The organism is Arthrobacter sp. CJL-S3, from assembly GCF_056711635.1.
Genome location: NZ_CM160046.1, coordinates 4,031,519 through 4,048,971 on the forward strand (window position 1 = coordinate 4,031,519; position 17,453 = coordinate 4,048,971).

General features: G+C 70.0%; 15 protein-coding genes. 6 read left to right on the plus strand and 9 right to left on the minus strand.

Annotated elements, in window-relative coordinates; genetic code table 11:
* Nucleotides 1-44: 44 nt before the first annotated feature.
* Complete coding sequence (locus tag AC06G6_RS18545; protein ID WP_479824588.1) at nucleotides 45-1,955, minus strand: DEAD/DEAH box helicase; 1,911 nt, start codon at nucleotides 1,953-1,955, stop codon at nucleotides 45-47.
* Between the two features lie 321 nt (nucleotides 1,956-2,276).
* Complete coding sequence (locus tag AC06G6_RS18550; RefSeq protein ID WP_479824590.1) at nucleotides 2,277-2,678, minus strand: hypothetical protein; 402 nt, start codon at nucleotides 2,676-2,678, stop codon at nucleotides 2,277-2,279.
* A 216-nt stretch (nucleotides 2,679-2,894) separates the two neighbouring features.
* Between AC06G6_RS18550 and AC06G6_RS18555 the strand changes: the two genes are divergently transcribed.
* Entirely contained in the window at nucleotides 2,895-3,569 is a 675-nt protein-coding gene (locus tag AC06G6_RS18555) for an SAM-dependent methyltransferase (protein WP_479824592.1), read from the plus strand.
* A 453-nt stretch (nucleotides 3,570-4,022) separates the two neighbouring features.
* Nucleotides 4,023-5,504: an amino acid permease gene (locus AC06G6_RS18560; protein ID WP_479824594.1), complete on the plus strand. Its 1,482-nt coding sequence runs from the start codon at nucleotides 4,023-4,025 to the stop codon at nucleotides 5,502-5,504.
* Between the two features lie 147 nt (nucleotides 5,505-5,651).
* Here AC06G6_RS18560 and AC06G6_RS18565 read toward each other — a convergent pair whose 3' ends face one another.
* The 3 genes from AC06G6_RS18565 to AC06G6_RS18575 form a co-directional block, all read right to left on the minus strand.
* On the minus strand, nucleotides 5,652-7,058 hold the full coding sequence (locus AC06G6_RS18565) for an MFS transporter (protein ID WP_479824596.1): 1,407 nt from the start codon (nucleotides 7,056-7,058) through the stop codon (nucleotides 5,652-5,654).
* 232 nt (nucleotides 7,059-7,290) lie between these two features.
* Nucleotides 7,291-8,598: an MFS transporter gene (locus AC06G6_RS18570; RefSeq protein ID WP_479824598.1), complete on the minus strand. Its 1,308-nt coding sequence runs from the start codon at nucleotides 8,596-8,598 to the stop codon at nucleotides 7,291-7,293.
* Between the two features lie 55 nt (nucleotides 8,599-8,653).
* A complete protein-coding gene (locus AC06G6_RS18575) occupies nucleotides 8,654-9,262 on the minus strand; it encodes a class I SAM-dependent methyltransferase (protein WP_479824600.1) in 609 nt (202 codons plus the stop codon).
* An 85-nt stretch (nucleotides 9,263-9,347) separates the two neighbouring features.
* On the opposite strand from AC06G6_RS18575, the gene trmB reads away from it, so the two are divergent.
* The 3 genes from trmB (at nucleotide 9,348) to nagA (ending at nucleotide 12,503) form a co-directional block, all read left to right on the plus strand.
* Complete coding sequence (gene trmB, locus AC06G6_RS18580) at nucleotides 9,348-10,271, plus strand: tRNA (guanosine(46)-N7)-methyltransferase TrmB (RefSeq protein WP_479824602.1); 924 nt, start codon at nucleotides 9,348-9,350, stop codon at nucleotides 10,269-10,271.
* A gap of 161 nt (nucleotides 10,272-10,432) precedes the next feature.
* Nucleotides 10,433-11,239, plus strand: coding sequence for a DUF1206 domain-containing protein (locus AC06G6_RS18585; protein WP_479828758.1), 807 nt, complete (start codon nucleotides 10,433-10,435; stop codon nucleotides 11,237-11,239).
* A 10-nt stretch (nucleotides 11,240-11,249) separates the two neighbouring features.
* Nucleotides 11,250-12,503, plus strand: a complete 1,254-nt coding sequence (gene nagA, locus AC06G6_RS18590) for an N-acetylglucosamine-6-phosphate deacetylase (protein ID WP_479824604.1) — start codon at nucleotides 11,250-11,252, stop codon at nucleotides 12,501-12,503.
* On the opposite strand, the gene AC06G6_RS18595 is transcribed toward nagA, so the two are convergent.
* The 3 genes from AC06G6_RS18595 to AC06G6_RS18605 form a co-directional block, all read right to left on the minus strand.
* Complete coding sequence (locus tag AC06G6_RS18595) at nucleotides 12,493-14,268, minus strand: hypothetical protein (protein WP_479824606.1); 1,776 nt, start codon at nucleotides 14,266-14,268, stop codon at nucleotides 12,493-12,495. The genes nagA and AC06G6_RS18595 overlap by 11 nt on opposite strands.
* 123 nt (nucleotides 14,269-14,391) lie before the next feature.
* Entirely contained in the window at nucleotides 14,392-15,099 is a 708-nt protein-coding gene (locus AC06G6_RS18600; protein ID WP_479824608.1) for an anti-sigma factor family protein, read from the minus strand.
* Nucleotides 15,096-15,596 (minus strand): sigma-70 family RNA polymerase sigma factor, encoded by a 501-nt coding sequence (locus tag AC06G6_RS18605; RefSeq protein WP_479824609.1) that lies wholly within the window; start codon nucleotides 15,594-15,596, stop codon nucleotides 15,096-15,098. The genes AC06G6_RS18600 and AC06G6_RS18605 overlap by 4 nt, the downstream gene beginning before the upstream one ends.
* Nucleotides 15,597-15,798: 202 nt before the next feature.
* Here AC06G6_RS18605 and AC06G6_RS18610 point away from each other — a divergent pair, with 202 nt between their 5' ends.
* Nucleotides 15,799-16,341, plus strand: coding sequence for a COG4315 family predicted lipoprotein (locus AC06G6_RS18610; protein WP_479824610.1), 543 nt, complete (start codon nucleotides 15,799-15,801; stop codon nucleotides 16,339-16,341).
* 24 nt (nucleotides 16,342-16,365) lie between these two features.
* Here the strand turns inward: AC06G6_RS18610 and AC06G6_RS18615 are convergent, their stop codons facing one another.
* Entirely contained in the window at nucleotides 16,366-17,244 is an 879-nt protein-coding gene (locus AC06G6_RS18615) for a DMP19 family protein (protein ID WP_479824612.1), read from the minus strand.
* Nucleotides 17,245-17,453 lie beyond the last annotated feature (209 nt).

Genomic DNA, 17,453 nt, shown 5'->3' on the forward strand with positions numbered 1-17,453 from the left:
CGCGTTCCCTGACCGAGCTTGCGAGGTTAGGGAGCGGTTGGGGATTAGCGGCTGCGGCGTTCGTTCGACGCCGGGGCGGACGCGCGGCGGGGGCCGCCGCTGCGTGCCGGACGGCCTTCGCCGGAGCGGCCGTTGCCGCCGCCTGCGTAGGATCCGCCCGAGGTGCCGCCGGTGTTGGAGGACCAGACCGCCGAGTTCCCGCCCGCGCTGCTGCCGCCGGTCTTGGCGCCGGAAGCTGCACGCTGGCCCGTTGCCGGACGCCCGCCGCGCTGGCCGCCGGTGGCGCCGCCCGGGCGGGGAGCCCCGCTGCGCGGTGCGCCGCTCCGGGGTGCGCCGGTGCGGGGAGCCGAAGCGCCCCGGGCGTCGCTGCGCCCTTCTGCGGCTCGGCCGTCGGAACCGCGGCCGGCCGAGGCGCGGCCGCCGGCAGCCGGAACATCGTTCCGGTGGGTGCCATAGGAGGTGGAGCGGGCACGGACGCTGCGGCGCTCGGCGCGCTCGGCATCCTGCCGGTCCTCGTTGCGCTCAATCACGCGGTCTGCTGCGTTGCGCGCGGCGGCCTGGCCTTCGTAGGCCACAGCACGGCGCTCGGCGCGGGGCAGATCGGTGCGGGCAGCCTCGGTGCCGACGCGTCCGCGTCCGCCACGTCCACCACGGCCACCCGCGGTGGGAGCGGCCTGGGTGGTGCGGCGGGCGCGCTTGCGCTCGGCGTTGGCGCCGGTGGAGCTGCCGCCGCCCTGGTTGGACTTGGCGGCCAGCAGTGCGGCGCGGGTGCGCGGGTCGATCTTGTCGGCCATTTCGCCGACCAGTTGAGCAACCAGCGGCGAGTTGGCAGTGACGCGCTCGAAGTTAACCTCGACGCCGGCAGCCTTCATCAGCTTCTTGACGTCGGACTGCTGCTCCGGCAGGGTCAGCGTGACGACGGTGCCGTCGGAGCCGGCGCGGGCGGTACGGCCTGAGCGGTGCAGGTAGGCCTTGTGCTCCGTGGGCGGATCCACGTGGATGACCAGCTCGACGTCGTCGACGTGGACACCGCGGGCGGCGACGTCGGTGGCGACCAGGACGCGGACTTCACCGGAGGAGAACTCGGCCAGGTTCCGGTCACGGGCGTTCTGCGAGAGGTTGCCGTGCAGGTCGACGGCGGGGATACCGGCGTCGGTCAGGGTCTTGGCGAGCTTGCGGGCGTGGTGCTTGGTGCGCAGGAAGAGCACCCGGCGGCCGGCGCCCGAGGCGAGCTCGACGATCAGCTGCTTCTTGACGGTCTGGTCGTTGACGACGAGCACGTGGTGCTCCATCGTGGTGACCGCTGCCTGTGATTCATCCACGGCGTGGGTCAGCGGGTTGGACAGGTAGCGCTGGACGATCTTGTCCACGCCGTTGTCCAGCGTGGCGGAGAACAGCATGCGCTGGCCCTGGCTGGGGGTCATGTCCATGAGCTTCTTGACGACGGGGAGGAAGCCGAGGTCGGCCATGTGGTCGGCCTCGTCCAGCACGGTGATCTCGACGCCTTCGAGGGTCAGGACACGCTGGCGGATCAGGTCCTCCAGGCGGCCCGGGCAGGCGATGACGATGTCGACGCCGGCGCGCAGCGCCTTTTCCTGGCGGGCCTGGGAAATGCCGCCATAAATAACGGTCGTGTTCAGGCCCATGGCCTTGGCCATCGGCTCGATGGTCGCGTTCAGCTGGGTGGCCAGCTCGCGGGTCGGCGCGAGGACCAGGCCCATCGGGCGGCCGGGCTTGCGGAAGTGCTTGGCTTCCCGCTCAGCGAGTCGTGCTACAAGCGGGATGGCGAAGGCAATGGTCTTGCCCGAGCCGGTGCGGCCGCGGCCCAGGACGTCGCGTCCGGCCAGGGTGTCCGGCAGGGTCTTGACCTGGATGGGGAACGGCTCAACGATTCCCTGCGCGGTAAGGGTGTCGGCGAGAGCCTTGGGCGTGCCGAGGGCAGCGAAAGTAGTCATATGTTTCAAAGGTCTTTCAGGCGGTATCCGTGCGGATATCGGCCCCCGGTGCCGGTTGGCCCAGGGGTTCGCCGAAGAAAAGTCAGGTGATCAACCGGCCAGCTGCCAGTTAGGGCGGCGGCCGGGACCAAATAGAACGCGTTCATCGACGCAGGATGTGCCTCTCACATGAAAAAGTCCCACTCCCTGAAGGAATCCGAAAGGAATCCGCAGGGGAACCGGTTGATGAACCGGACCGATCATTCAAGACCAAAGTGGGCATCACTGCACATCAAGTTCCCTCAGTCTATCATCCGGCGAGGCCAGGACTGTTTTATCCCCTCAGCCCGCCAGGCTGGGGGCCTGGAACAGCGGCACGTGCGACGCCGGCACGACGGGCGCCGGGGCCTCCGACGCCGGCCGTCCGGACGCCCTGCCCGTGGCCGTCGCACGGTCCGTGGCCGATGAGCGATCCGCGGCCGTCGCCGTCGCCGTCGGACGGTCCGTGGCCGTTGAACCGTACCTGGCTGCCGGGACCGCCACCCGCCGGACCACCAGCACCTCGGCGTCGATCAGCCGCCGGGTTCCGGTCCGCTCGTCGAGGATCCAGAAAAGGTCCGTGGCCGCCACCGTCCGGATTACCTCGCCCCGGTGGAAGAGCTTGCCGTTGTGCCACGCTTCAATCTGGTCCCCCACCGACAGCTCCCCACACGATGTCACCTGCTGCGCAACGTCTACAGTCATGGCCTGTTCCTTCCTCAGATCCGGATGCGCCCCAGCATCGTTCCGTCTTCCGGCTCCAGCCTCCACCACCGAGGTTTCGCGGGCGTTTCCGGGCGGTGATCTTCGTGTGTCGATTTTGGGGTGCGGCCGATTTTCGGGTGTCGCCCGGAGCCTTCCCCTGCCATGATGTGGGAAACGGCCCCACACCCCGACACCCCCAGACCGGCGAGGACAACAATGACGGAACACAAGCACCCCGAGCACTCCGAGCACGACAGCACTGTCAGTGCGGCCCAAGTGTGGGACGAAAAGTACCGCAGCCGGGCCAAAATCTGGAGCGGCGAGCCGAACCCGCAGCTGATCGCCGAGGCCGCGCATCTGCCTCCCGGGACGGCCCTTGACCTGGGCTGCGGCGAGGGCGCGGACGCCATCTGGCTCGCCAGCCGCGGCTGGAAGGTCACCGCCGTCGACGTCTCCGCCGTCGCGCTGGAGCGGGCCAAAGCGCACGCGCAGGAACGCGGCCAGAGCGGGAACATCACCTGGGTACGGCAGGATCTGGCCACGTGGGTACCCGGGGAGCTCTTCGACCTGGTCACGGCCCAGTTCCTGCACTCCACCGTGATGCCCTGGCAGCAGGCCCTGCAGCTGGCCGCGGCGGCGGTGCGGACCGGCGGCACGCTCCTGATCGTGGGGCACCACCCCGACGGTCTGCCGCCGTGGGGGCAGCACCATGATCATGCCGCGGAGCGGTTTTACACGGCGGAGCAGCTGGCCCGCGAGCTGGGCATCGAGGCACCCCAGTGGCGGCTCGACGTCGTGGACACCCGGCACCGCAGCGCCACCGGGCCCGACGGCGAGGCTGCCGCGCTGACGGACGCCGTGCTGCGCGCCACCCGGCTGGTGGCGCACTAGCCCGACGCCGGCTCCGCCCCGCGGCAGCCCCGGCGCCTTGGTTCGGGGTGCTGCCGGGATTGTGACCCAGAACACGGGGCGACAACCGAGGCGAGCTTTCTCGACAAACGTCGACCCGGGGAAAGCTGGAGGAGGCACGTCGCACGCCCCGCCCGGGGCGGCCGTGGTGCCGTCCGGCGGTTGCCGAAAAATTGCCGTTCCCGCAGGAAGGGCCGGGCGGGAAGCCGCGCGGCGGGACCTTCCGCGGTCCGGTGGAAACCGCTCGGGTGCCCAGGGCGGTTCGCTGGCGCCTGCCGGGCAGCGCCGTCGTCCGGGCCGCCGCGCCGGCCCCGCGCGGCCCCTACGCTTAATCCACACGACAAAGTGTTACCTCCATCACACATCAGATGGATCCGTGCGCGCCTCCTGCGGAACGTCCTCCGCCCCGGCGCGCCCGTACTAGGAAGAAGCTCAATGTCTGAACGCACCACAACGGCCGGTCCGAAGCCCGCCCTCAATTCCTCCAGCAGCCACGGGCAGGAACCGCACCTCGCCCGAGCCCTGGGCAACCGCCATATCCAGCTGCTGGCCATCGGCGGCGCTATCGGCACCGGACTGTTTATGGGCTCCGGGAAGACCATTTCGCTGGCCGGCCCGTCGGTCATCTTCGTCTACATGATCATCGGCTTCATGCTGTTCTTCGTCATGCGTGCCATGGGCGAGATCCTGCTCTCAAACCTGAACTACAAGTCCTTCAGCGACTTCGCCGGCGACCTTCTGGGACCCTGGGCCGGCTTCTTCACCGGCTGGTCCTACTGGTTCTTCTGGGTGGTGACCGGCGTGGCCGACATCGTGGCGATCGCGGGGTACGTGGACAAGCTCGCCCCGGGCACCCCGCTTTGGATCCCGGCTCTGATCACCCCGGTGGTGCTAATCGTGCTGAACCTCCCCAGCGTCAAGGCTTTTGGTGAGGCGGAATTCTGGTTCGCCATCATCAAGGTGGTGGCAATCCTTGCCCTCATTGGCACGGGCATCGTCATGATCGCCACCCACTTCACCTCCCCCGACGGGGCTGTGGCGAGCCTGTCCAACCTCTGGAATGACGGCGGCATGTTCCCGCACGGCATGTTCGGCTTTGTCCTGGGGTTCCAGATCGCGATCTTCGCGTTCGCCGGCATCGAACTTGTGGGCACGGCGGCCGCCGAAACGAGGGACCCCGAAAAGAACCTGCCGCGCGCCATCAACTCCATCCCCATCCGGGTCCTGCTCTTCTACGTGGGCGCCCTCGTCGTCATCATGGCCGTCAACCCGTGGCGGAACATCGACGCTGCCAGCAGCCCCTTCATCGGGATGTTCACGCTGGCCGGGCTGGGCATCGCCGCGGTGGTCATCAACCTGGTGGTCCTCACGTCAGCTGCGTCCAGTGCCAACTCCGGGATCTACTCCACCTCCCGCATGGTTTACGGCCTCGCTCAGGACGGCAACGCCCCCAAAGCGTTCGGAAAGCTCAGCCCGCGCAAGGTTCCGCAGAACGCCCTGCTGTTCTCCTGCATCTTCCTGCTGGCCGGGCTGATCCTGCTGTACTCCGGCGACTCGGTCATCGGAGCCTTCACCATCGTCACTTCGGTGGCGTCCGTGCTGACCATGTTCGTCTGGTCAATGATCCTCATCAGCTACATTGTGTTCCGCCGCCGTAGGCCCGCCCTGCACGCCGCTTCCACGTTCAAGATGCCGGGCTCGGGCTTCATGCCGTACGTCGTGCTCGCCTTCTTCGGCTTCATGCTGGTGGCACTGGGCCAGGCTGACGATACCCGGCTCGCACTCTTCGTTACCCCGGTTTGGTTCCTGCTCCTCGGCGCGGCCTGGTACCTCAACCGCCAGACGCCGCTGCAGCAGGCTCGGATCGCCGAGTGGAAAGCTGTCCGCGGGGCCGAGATGGTGACCGCAGGCGCCTAAGCCTGCCCTGCCCGGGAATCCGGCAGCCAGGCCCCACCCGGAAGCCCTCAGGGGAAGCTCCGGCCGGATCCACCGGCCGGAGCTTCCCGTGTTAACGGAGTTCCCCTTGTCAACGGTCCTTGGCGGCTACCCGCGTCATGGCACGCTTCAGCGCCCGGCGACGCGCGCGGCGACGACGACCGCGGCGACGCCGATCACCGCCGTCAGGGCGAAGACGCCGCCGAAGGACGCCGCCGCCGTCGGGAACGCGGCAAAGATGATGCCCGTGGTGGCAAGGGACAGCGCCCCGCCCAGCGAGTCGGAGATGGACATCGCCGAACTATTGAAGCCCTCGTTTTGTTTGCTGGACAGGGCCAGAGTCATCACGCTCAGGCGCGCATACATCAGCCCCATGCCGGCTCCGGCGAACACCCAGGCTGCGATCGCGACGGCGGCCGGCCAGTTCAGGACCGTGGTCACCAGCACCAGGACAACGGCGCCGAGAACGAGGGCCGCGCCGATCCGGACCGCGCGGCGGTGGTCCAGGCGCGACCCGAGCCGGCCCTGGACCGCGGAACCCGCGGCCCAGGAGACGGCCCCGCCGGTGAGCGCCAGCCCGGCGAAGGTGGGCGAGAAATCGTAGCGTTCCACCAGCAGGTACGGCAGGTACACCTCGGCGCCGAAGAACGCGGCAGAGGCCAGTCCGCGGGTGAGGATGACGCTGGGCAGGCCGCGGCGGGCCGTCAGGGTTCCCCGCGGCACCAGCGGGCGGACGGCGATGAGGGCCACGGCGACGGCCGCCACCGCCGCGATCCCGCCGGCCACCGGCAGCCGGGCGGAGAGGTTCAGAGCGAGCACGGCCAGGGCCGCGAGCGCGGCCCAGGCCAGCCGGCCGGAGCCCGAGGACTTCCGCGGGGCCTCAGTGGACATGTCCCCCGGCGCGGCGGGCTTCGGGGTTCCGGCGTCGGGCGTGCCGTGCAGCCCGCGCAGGGCTGGCACGACCATCAGCAGGGCCGGCACCACGAGCCCCACCACGCCGAGGAACACCCAGTGCCAGCTGACCAGCTGCGCCACGAGGCCGGCGGCGAAGGGACCGACCAGCGAGGGAATGACCCAGGCTGCGGAAAAAGCGGCGAAGATCTTCGGGTGCAGCACGGGCGGATAGACCCGGGCGATCACCACATACAGCGCCACGGTCATCGCACCGCCGCCCAGGCCCTGGACCAGGCGGCCGGCCACCAGGGCAGGCATGGTCGCCGCCGTTCCGGCGATCAGCAGGCCCAGCACAAACAGAGCCACGGAGGCATACAGCGGCCCCACCGGACCGCGCCGGTCCGACCAGTTGCCGGCGGCCACCATACCAATAACGCCGGTGGCGAGCGGACCGGCGAACGCCAGGGCGTAAAGGGCAGCCCCGTCCAGCTCCCGGCTGACCAGCGGCATGATCGTGGTCACGGCCAGCGATTCGAACGCGACCAGGAACACGAGGGCGCAGGCGCCCAGCGTCACCAGCACATAGTCGCGGTGGAAGATGCCGGCTGAATCCAGGCTCGGAGCGGGGGCGGTACGGGGCAAGATGGCGGCCTGATCGATAGTTGTGGACGGAACTGGGGAACCTCAGCCGGCGGTGAGGCCCGGGCCTCTGGCCGGTCTGCGGTTCCTGGCGGGGCGGGGAAGTTGGCTCAAGGGGAAGCATGCCACAGCCGGCGGGCGGGGCGCACCATGCCCTGCGGTTCTATACTCCTCACCGACAAGTATCTGCTGGTCCGGCGCCCGTAGGGCTCCGGACTCAGTCGCGCCCTGGTGGTCAGCCGCCGATGAAGCGGTTCCGCCCGGCGCGGTAGCCGAACACGGCGGCCAGCGATCCGACCACCAGGAACAGGACCCCCGCCGCCGCGAACGAGCCCGTGGCCTGGTGCAGCTGGCCGACCATCAGGGTGCCGGTGGAACCCACGCCGTAGCCGACGCCCTGCATCATCCCGGACAGGTGCGCGGCGGTGTGGCCGTCGCGGGTGCGGACCATGATCATGGTCAGTGCGACGGCGGTCAGGCTGCCCTGGCCCAGACCCAGCAGCCCGGTCCAGAGCCAGATCAGCTCCAGCGGGCCGAAGATGCTCAGCGCGAAGCCGCCGCCGGTCATGAGCGCCACCACGGTGTTGATCGCGCGCTGGTCCCGGAACCTGGTGGCGAGCGCCGGGGCGAACAGGGACCCCAGCATCTGCAGCAGGATCGAGACGGAGACGATCACCCCGGCGGTGCCGCCGTCCACTCCGCGTTCGCGCAGGATCGGGGCCAGCCAGGCGAACACGCTGAAGGACATCATCGCCTGCAGCACCATGAACATCGTCACCTGCCAGGCGACCGCCGACCGCCACACGTTCACTCCGCCGTGCGCGGCCTGGTGCCGGCCGTGGCGCTGCCGGATGGCCAGCGGCAGGAAGAGCAGAAGAACGACGCCGGCGGGCAGCGCCCAGAACCGCAGCGCCGCGGTCCAGTCCCCCGTCGCGCTGAAGACCGGGTAGGTGAACCCGGCGCCGAGGGCTGCGGAGGCGCAGATGGCGGTGGTGTAGAGCCCGCCCATGAGGCCGAGCCGGTGCGGGAAGTCACGCTTCACGAGTCCGGGCAGCAGCACGTTGCAGAGCGAGATCGCGGCGCCGCAGGCCGCGGTCCCGGCCAGCAGGGCGGGCAGGTGCCCGGCGTCTCCGGCGTCGAGCGGCCGCAGCAGCAGGCCGGCCGTGAGCACCGCCATCGCGCCCAGCAGCACGCGCTCGGCCCCGAAGCGGCGGGCCAGGACGGGTGCGAGCGGGGCGAACACCCCGAGCAGGGTGACCGGGACCGTGGTGAGGACGACGACCGCCCAGCCCGGCAGCCCGGCGTCGGCCGTCACCTCGGGCAGGACCGCGGAGAAGCTGGAGAAGACGGTGCGGAGGTTCAGCCCGATCAAAACCAGGCAGACGCCCAGGTAGGCAAGGGTGCGGCGGCTGCCGACCCGCGTGGGCTCAGCCGCGGGGACGTCGTCGATTTCGGCGTCCACCAGCAGGCCCAGGCGGTCCACGACCTCGATGCCGCTGGCGGTGGAGTCCTGGGAACTTTTCGGTATGGTCACGGACCCCATTCTGGCAGGCCCCGTGCAGGCGGCGGTGCCACCATCGTCGCTGTCGACGGTTCCGTCAGCTCGGGCTCAGGATCAGGTAGCGTTCGTCGTCGATTTCCTTGCCCCACAGCGCCGGGTCTGCCAGCGCCACGACCTCGGCGTGGTGGCGGTGCCGGAGCACCAGTTCACGGCATTCCGCCGAGGGTATGCCGGCGCCTGTTCCCCACAGCCCTTCCACGAGTAGCAATGTCCCTGGCTCCCGCAACAGCCTCGTCCACTGGCCGAGGGCGGCATCCGGATCGGGGAGTGCCCAGAGGACGTGGCGGGCCAGCACGACATCGCAGCTCGCCGGAAGGTATGGCGGTTCCGAGGCATCACCCTGCAAGAACTCCGCGGCCGCGGGCATCCCGGCGGCGGCGGCCGCGGCAGCCTTGGTCCGGGCCGCTTCCACCATGCGGCCGGACAGGTCCAGACCCCGGACTTGATGGCCCTCCTCCGCCAGCAGTAACGACAGGCTGCCGGTCCCGCAGCCCAGATCAGCGACGTCGCTGCCGGGCAGGGGAATAAGGGGCAGAATCAGCTCCGTCCAGGCTTGGCGGACACCGGGGTCGAGCAGACCATGGTCCGCTTCCCGGTCGAAATCGGCTGCCTGCCCGTCCCAGTATTCGCGTGTTGCGTCATCCATGCGGACAGTCTGCCACGGGCCCCCGACGGGAAAGCTGACGCCTGCCCGCCCGGGCGGACGCCGGGACTCCACTATTCTGGAAGGGATGAGTGAATCCCCAGAATCCCCCGAAACGCCGCAGCCTTCACGCCCAGTGACCCCCGGCACCCAGGCCTCCTTCGGCACCTATGGAGGCCGTCCGGTCAGCTTCGTGCGCCGCGGCACCCGCCTGCACGGCCGCCGGCAGGTGGCCTGGGACGAACACTCTGACCGCTGGGCCGTCGAGGTGCCCCGCCACATCGCCAACACCTCCGTGCACCCGGACTACGTCTTCGACGCCGAAGCCGAATTCGGCCGGAAGGCCCCGCTGATCGTGGAGATCGGTTCCGGGCTCGGCGACGCCGTGTGCCACGCCGCCGAGGAGAACCCGGACACGGACTTCCTCGCCGTTGAGGTCTATACCCCGGGCCTGGCCAACACGCTGATCAAGATCAACAGCCGCGGGCTGAACAACGTCCGTGTGGTGGAGGCGAACGCCCCCGAAGTGCTCGCCACCATGCTGCCGGCCGGTTCCGTCACGGAACTGTGGGTCTTCTTCCCGGACCCGTGGCACAAGTCCCGCCACCACAAACGCCGCCTCATCCAGCCTGCCTTCGCCGACCTTGCCGCCCGGGCCCTGAAACCCGGCGGACTCTGGCGCATCGCGACGGACTGGTCCAACTACGCCGTCCACGTGCGCGAGGTCCTGGCCGACTCCGCCGACTTCGAGAACCTGCACGACGGCGAGCGCAGCGGCGCCGAGAGCCCCCTCACCCAGGTGTGGGAATCCGGCGTCGAGTCCCTCGTGGGCGGGGCCCCCGTCAAGGAGGGCCGCGCACCCGTGAGCACCGAACACACCGGCCCCAACCAGGGCACCGACGAGACGGGCGGCTGGGCGCCGCGGTTTGACGGCCGGATCCTGACGAGTTTCGAGAACAAGGCGCACGAGGCCGGACGGCTCATTTTCGACCTCAGCTACCGCCGCCGCTGAGCGCCCGGCTCGGGTGGGTCGCCGTCGCAGGATCCGGACCGGCGGCAGCGCTGTTCCCGGCGGGTTCGGCGTGGCACGATTACCTCAGAGGCACGAACCGGGCGGAACTGCGGTCCGAAAGAACCACCGAGTCAGTTGAAGGATCCATCATCAAAAGAGAACTGAAGGACGCCGCGGACGCGGCCGAGGACATCACCAACTCGCGGACGCTGGAGGTGGTGGCCCGTGCCGGATTTGCGGTCAGCGGTGTGCTGCACCTGCTGATCGGACTCGTCGCGATCCGGCTCGCCATGGGCGGCGAAGGCGAGGCCGACGTGAGCGGCGCGGTGGAACAGCTCGCCGCGCAGCCGGCCGGTCCGGTGCTGCTGTGGACTTCCTTCGCGGCCTGCGTGGCCCTTGCGATCTGGCAGACCAGCGACGCCATCTTCGATTTCGAGCACCTTCCCGGAAAGAAGAAACTGGCGAAGAAGGCCAAGGCCGCTCTCCAGGCTGTCGTCTATGCCGGGCTCGCCCTCACCCTGTTCTCCTTCGCCAGCGGCGCCGGCAAGGACCACACCAGCTCGACCAGCGACCTCACCGCATCGGTGATGAAAGCCCCCGGCGGCTATCTGCTCCTGCTTGCGGTCGGCGCGGGGATCGCCATCGCGGGCATCGTCTATGCCATCCGCGGCTTCCGGCAATCCTTCGCCAAGCACCTCCGGCTCCCCGCCTCGCCGAAGGCCAGGACCGCGGTGACCGTCCTGGGCGTCGTCGGCTACACCGCCAAGGGCATTGCCCTGCTGCTGGCCGGCCTGCTGATCATCATCGCCACCGTCAAAGTTCACCCCGAGGAATCAACCGGGCTCGACGGCGGGCTGAAGGGCCTGCGCGACCAGCCCTTCGGCATGTACATGCTGGCAGCCGTGGGCATCGGCCTGATCTGTTACGGCATCTTCATGATGGTGCGGGCAAAACTCGCCAAGATGTAGCGGCCCGGCCATGCCCAGCCCGGACCTCCGCGCAGCCGCCCCGGCGTCCTCCTACGTCTTGGCCGGAACACTGATCACGGACGGGCACACCACCGCCGACGCCGTCGTCGCGGTCTCCGACGGCCGGATCGCCTATGCCGGGACCCGGCGAGGGTTCGGCGCCGCGGGCATCCGGGGCGCACGGGAAATCACTCTTCCGCCGGGCAGCTCGATCCTCCCCGGACTCATCGACCTGCACTGCCACGGCGCCGCAGGCGGCAGCTTTCCCACCGGCGACAGCCGCGCGTGCCGCGACGCCGCCGGCTTCCTGCACCGCAGCGGAACAACAACGCTGCTGGCCAGCCTGGTAACGGCCCCGGCGGAGGAACTCCTCCGGGGAATCGGGGTGCTGAGACCGCTGGCGGACGAGGGGCTCATTGCGGGCATCCACGCCGAGGGCCCGTTCCTCGCCCCGGCCCGCTGCGGGGCGCAGGATCCGGAGTGGCTCCGGATCCCGGACCTTGAGCTGCTCGACCGGCTGCTGCACGCGGCCGGCGGCACGCTCAGGACCATGACGTATGCCCCCGAGCTGCCCGGCGCCGGCCGGCTGGTCAGCATGCTCACCGGCAACGGTGTCACGCCGTCGCTGGGCCACACCGACGCCGACGCCCGCACCGCCGCGGACTCCCTGACCGCCGCGGCCGAATCACTGCGGGCCGGCGGTGCCGGAGCGGGCCGGCGTCCCACGGTGACGCACCTGTTCAACGGGATGCCGCCGCTCCACCACCGGAGCCCCGGACCCGCGGCCGCGTGCCTGCGCCTGGCGGCCAACGGCACCGTCGCCGTGGAACTCATTGGCGACGGCGTCCATCTGGACCCCGAGACGGTGCGGATGGTGTTCGAGCTGGTCGGCGCCGACAACGTCATCCTCGTCACCGATTCCATGGCGGCGACCGGTCTGCCCGACGGCGACTACGAGCTGGGCCCCTCCGCCGTGGCCGTCCGGGGCGGCGTGGCCGCGCTGAAGAGCAACGGGGCCCTCGCCGGCGGCACCGCCACGCTGCTCGAGGTGGTCCGGAGGACCATCGGGGCCGGGGTGGCGCCCGCGGAGGCGGTGAAGGCGGCGACCCTGGTTCCGGCGAGGATCCTGGGCCTGGAGGACCAGATCGGCAGCCTGAAGCCAGGCATGCGCGCCGACGTCGTGGCCGTCGATGGTGACTTCGGGCTGGCCGCAGTCCTGCGCGGCGGCCAACCCTTGACCCACCCAGCCTGGGTCAGGGCTTGAAGTCGTCGTGGACCACGACGCGCGACAGCTCAATCGATCCGTCCGGCAGACGCCAGAAGTGCAGCCGCCGGGCCGAGGCCACATTCTGATCGATCGCCGCGCGGAAGCACTTTGACCCGTCCTCGCGCACCCGCTGGGCCGTGTCTGCGCCCGCGTTGGCCCGCAGCGCGTGGACTTCACGCGCCGCGTTCCGCTCCGCCGCCCCGGTCAGGACCTCCACGACGGCCTTCAGTGCCTTGGCCACGACGCCCGGCTCGGTGAACCCGTAGAGGGACGCCGCAAACTCCGGTCCGGCCGTCCAGTCCGCGGGCAGCGGCTGCCGTGCCTTCTCGGACGCAGGAACATTTTTGGCCCACGCGAGGTACACATCGTGCCGCAGGCGCTCTCCGGCCGTCGCGAACAGCGCGTCCGAACCGGCAGCCAGGGCGCGTTTGAGTGCGGGCTGCGTCCGGCGCTTGTAGGCCCTGAGGTCCAGGAGTTCCTCATTCCGCCGGGCCAGCCGGACCTCCGCGTCCTCCAGCGCGGCCCGGGCATCCTCCGCGATCTGTTGTTCCGTCAGCAGTTCCCGCCGCAGGGCGTCCTGCTCCTGCTGGAGGCTGACCAGGCCGGCCCCGGCGTGGCCGGCGGCGGCGACCAGTTCCTGCAGGGCCGAGACCTTCCTCCGTTCGGCTTCGAGCTGGAGCTGCGCGGTCATCAGCGCCGCCGACGGTTTCGGAGCGGGTCCCGCCGCCGCGGAAGCGCCGCCCTGCTCCGCGGCCCCGGCTCCTCCGGGTCCGGGGCCGGCGGCAGCCTCGGCAGGGAACGTCCGGCCCGACGTGGGCTGCTCGGTGAGGTGCCGCCCCGGCCGCAGCCAGGGCGTGCCGCCGGCCAGGAGCGCGGGCGCGGCCACGACGTCGGCGTCATCGTCGACGTCGAGCAGGGACAACACCACCGCCCCGTTCACCCGGAGGAACCTCGCCACCACCACCTCGCCTTCCGTCACGAGGCTGTCGGCGGCATCGAGGGGGTTGGAGGAGATCCTGGCCTGGTCAACGGTCCAGCTGGAGCCAGGGTAGAGGGTGAGCTTCGCGTTTTTGGCGCTGACCTGTTCGGCCAGGGCGAGGACCAGGTTGCCGGGCCGGTAGAGCTCGGCGAGACGGGGCGCGGTTTTCAGCCCGTTGATGTCGAGCGTCCTGTCCTCAGCGTTGAGGTCGCCCTCGACGGGCTGGCCCAGGTCCAGCATCCAGTCGAGGCGGACCGGCGGGACCACGTGCTCGCGCTGGATGGTGCAGCAGCTGCCGTCGCCCAGTTCGACGATGGCCCGGGAGCCCGCGCTGGCGAAGGCCTTGACGGTGCCCCGGACGCGCCGGGGCAGGGTGCGGGCCGGCGCGGACTTCGGCGGGACCACAGTGATCAGGCCCAGCACGTCCTCGATGATGTCCTCGGCCGCGCGGAGAGCCGCTTCGCGGTCCCGGGCCATCCGCAGCGGGCTGCGGTGCACGGCGGTCATCCAGCGACGATCCTCCGCGTAGACCCGTGCCGCGTTGCCGAACACGTGGGCGCCGGACGGGAGACTGTCGCCGAAGGCATAACTCTCCGGACCGTTCTCCAGCCAGAAAACGTCGGCCAGATCACCGATTTCCCGGGCGATATGTTCGACGTCGATGCGGTTATCCCGCTGCTCCGGATGCCAGGAGATCACCGCCGCCGGCTTGGTACGCCCGGCCGCCGTCAGCTGCAGTGCCAGATCTTTCCCGGAGGTGACAACTACAAAAGACTGTTCCATAACGAATCCCCAATCGCCGGTGCGGACGTGCGTGCCGCAGGTGGTGGGGAAGCCATCGGCTCCCCCACCATGAGTAGAGCAGGGAGGTCCGACAGTTTATTGCGGGCCGTAACGTCGACCCCGTTATCCCCGAGGTACGGCGATGACCGCCATGGTCTGTTGCTGCCCGTCCCGCATCTCGACACTGGCGATGTTGGAGAGCTGCAGGGGCGTGGCTCCGGTGATCCTGACCCTGCCACTGGGCGTTGCCGTCCACGCGCAGGCGCGGTCTTCGACGCCGTCGCTGTCCTTCACCCAGAGCGAGAACGTGCCGTCCACCGGAAGGCTCCGGCCGTCGACCGCGAGCTCGGTGCCCCAGGTCTTTTTCACCATGCCCACCGTGATCTGCAGTCCGTCACTGGCCTGGACGGAGTAGCTGGCGTCCGGTTTGGGCGGCGGGTTGAACAGCGGCGCGGCCAGGACCCCGAGGGCGAGGCACGCCGCGGCCGCCGCGGCGAGCGCCGCGGTCCAGCGGCGCCTGGCGTTCCGGCGGCGCTTGGACAGTTCCTCGAGCATCCGCCGCGGCACGGCGGCCGCCGGCAAGGGCTCCAACAGCGCGGGATCCGACGTCGACAATTCCCGCCCGGCAGCGGCAGGAGCCGCTGCGGCGAGAGCCACGGCGTCATGGACCGGGAGCGCGTCCAGCAGCGCGGGGAGGCTGGCCAGTTCGTCCAGCTCCAGCCGGCACTCCGCACAGCTGCCCAGATGCTGTTCAAAGGCCGCGGCCTCGTCAGGCTCCAGACCGCCCAGCAGGTAGGCGCCGAGCAGCTGGTGCAGCTCCGTGCCGCTCACCGTTCCACCCCCATCTCATCGAGGATCGCGCGGAGGGCCCGCACGGCGTAGAACGCCCGGGACTTCACTGTTCCGCTCGGGATCTTCAAGCTGACCGATGCCTCCTGGACGGTGTAGCGGCGGTAATGGAGGGCCACCAGAACGTCCCGGTGCTCGGCGCTGAGCCGCAGCAGCGCCTCTTCCATCAGCACCCGGTTGAGGAGTTCGTTGACGCGTTCCGCGCCGTCGGCCGGGTCGGCCAGCTCCCGGTCCGACGTCTCTCGGGGCCGGCGCTGGGCCTTGCGGTAGTTATCGATCATGATGTTCCTGGCCGTCCGGAACAGGTAGCTGCGCAGGCTCCCGGTGATCCGGGGGGCCTGCTGCCAGACCCGCAGGATGGTCTCCTGCACCACGTCATCGGCCAGTTGCGGATCCCGGCAGGCGCTGAGCACGAAACGCCGGAGCGCCGGCCCGTGGTCGCGATAAATCGCCGCCACCACGTCTTCGTCCAGCGACATGACCGTCCTCCCTGGCCCTGAGGGTTTGCGCTGCTGCCCCTTATGACGCGCGGACCGCCGGAACGGTTCACGCGCGCGGGGTCCGGGCGCCGCCCAATGCCCTGACCGCCCGCTACCTGCTGTGAACCATTCTTCCCCCGGGGCCGTCGTAACGGGTAGCGCCGGCCTGGCCAGTTGGCCGGTTCGAGTCAAGGAGCAGCAGATGAAAAAGCACCTCAGCATCGGCCTGTCCGCTGTCGCCCTCGCCGCGTTGCTCTCCGGCTGTGCCGGCACCAGCGGGACGGGCACGTCGCCGACGTCGGCGGCCACCACAACGCCCGGCAGCGCCGCGGCGACCTCGGCTCCGGCGTCGACCTCGGCACCGGCACCGGCCGCGGCCGCCCCGGACCTCAAGGTCGCGGATTCGTCCGCCGGCAGGATTGTGGTCGACGGCAAGGGCATGAGCGTCTACTACTACACGAAGGACGTCAAGGACTCCGGGACAAGCACCTGCACCGGCGGCTGCCTCGACGCGTGGCCCCCGGTCCTCGCCGCCGCCGACACACCAACCGTCGACGGCGTCACCGGCCCCGTGGGCACCATCGCCACCCCGGACGGCCAGAAGCAGCTCACCATCAACGGGATGCCGGTGTACTACTACGCCAAGGATCTGGCTGCCGGGGACATCCTGGGCCAGGGAGTCGGCGGCGTCTGGTACCTCGTCGCCCCGTCCGGTGAGATGATCACCGGCGCCGCCGGGTACTAGCAAAGGCGGCCCCGGCGGCCCGGCTCAGTCGTCCTCGACCTCGAACTCGACGGCGGCCAGAATCTCCTTCGTGTCCGGGTGGATCATGACCGCTTGCTGGTCGTCGTCGAGCATGAGGAACTCGCCCTGGTCCGTGGTGAAATGCCACGCCAGGGCGGTCTGGCCGTCGTGGTCATAGTTGGGGTCGCCCATGGTGATCTTCAGGAGCGTGTGGCCGGCCACGTCGCAGAGCTCGCGGATGATCATCTCGAATTCCGGGGTGTCCAGCAGGTCATCCTCGGCGGCCTCGGCCTGGCGCTCCGCGAGGTCCGGGATCCGGGACACCCGCTCGGCGATGTGGCGGTCGAGTTCCTCCTCGTCCAGGACGAGGAGGTCCGCCTGGCCCCGCAGCCAGGCGGCGTTGAGCGCGGTGATGTCCTCGGTTTCCAGCAGCGCCTCGAACTCGCCGTCGAGCTCCTCCAGGAGCCGGACCGCATGCGTGACGCCGTCAACGACGTCCGTGCCGCCGTCCAGATCCGCGTCCCCGTCAAGATACGCGTCGGCCTCCTCCTCGGAGAGGGCCTCGAACGCGGCCACGGTGCGGTTGAAGAGGTCCAGGTGCGCGGCGGCCCCCATGTTTTCCAGCCCGGCCCGGACGTAGGCGTCGATGTCCTCGCGTTCGGGCGCGGTGAAGACGTACTGGGCGAACCCGCCGCCCAGCGCCTGCGTCAGGTAGAAGTCGACGTAGTAGCTGCGCAGCGCGTTCGGTGCGATTTCCCCGACGTCGAGCAGCTCCGCATACATGGCGTTGACCACCTCGACGTTCGCGTCGACGACGTCCGCGTCGCTGCCGTTGATGATCTCCCGCGGCAGGACCGTCGCGTAGCCGGAGGCGGAAAGGGTGGTGGAAAGGCTGGTGCTCATGGAAAATCCTCACTGCTGAAGGCGGTGGCGCTCCGAACCCTTTCCACGCTACGTGGCGCCGCCGGCACCGGGGTTGAGCCGCAGCTGAACGTCCGGCGAAGTTTGGGTGTCCCGGTCCCGACACGTAGTCCGGCCGGATATCCACATAGCCGGGCATCCAGTACGGGGAGCCGGGCCAGGCTCGGTAAGATGGATCCGATGACCAACTG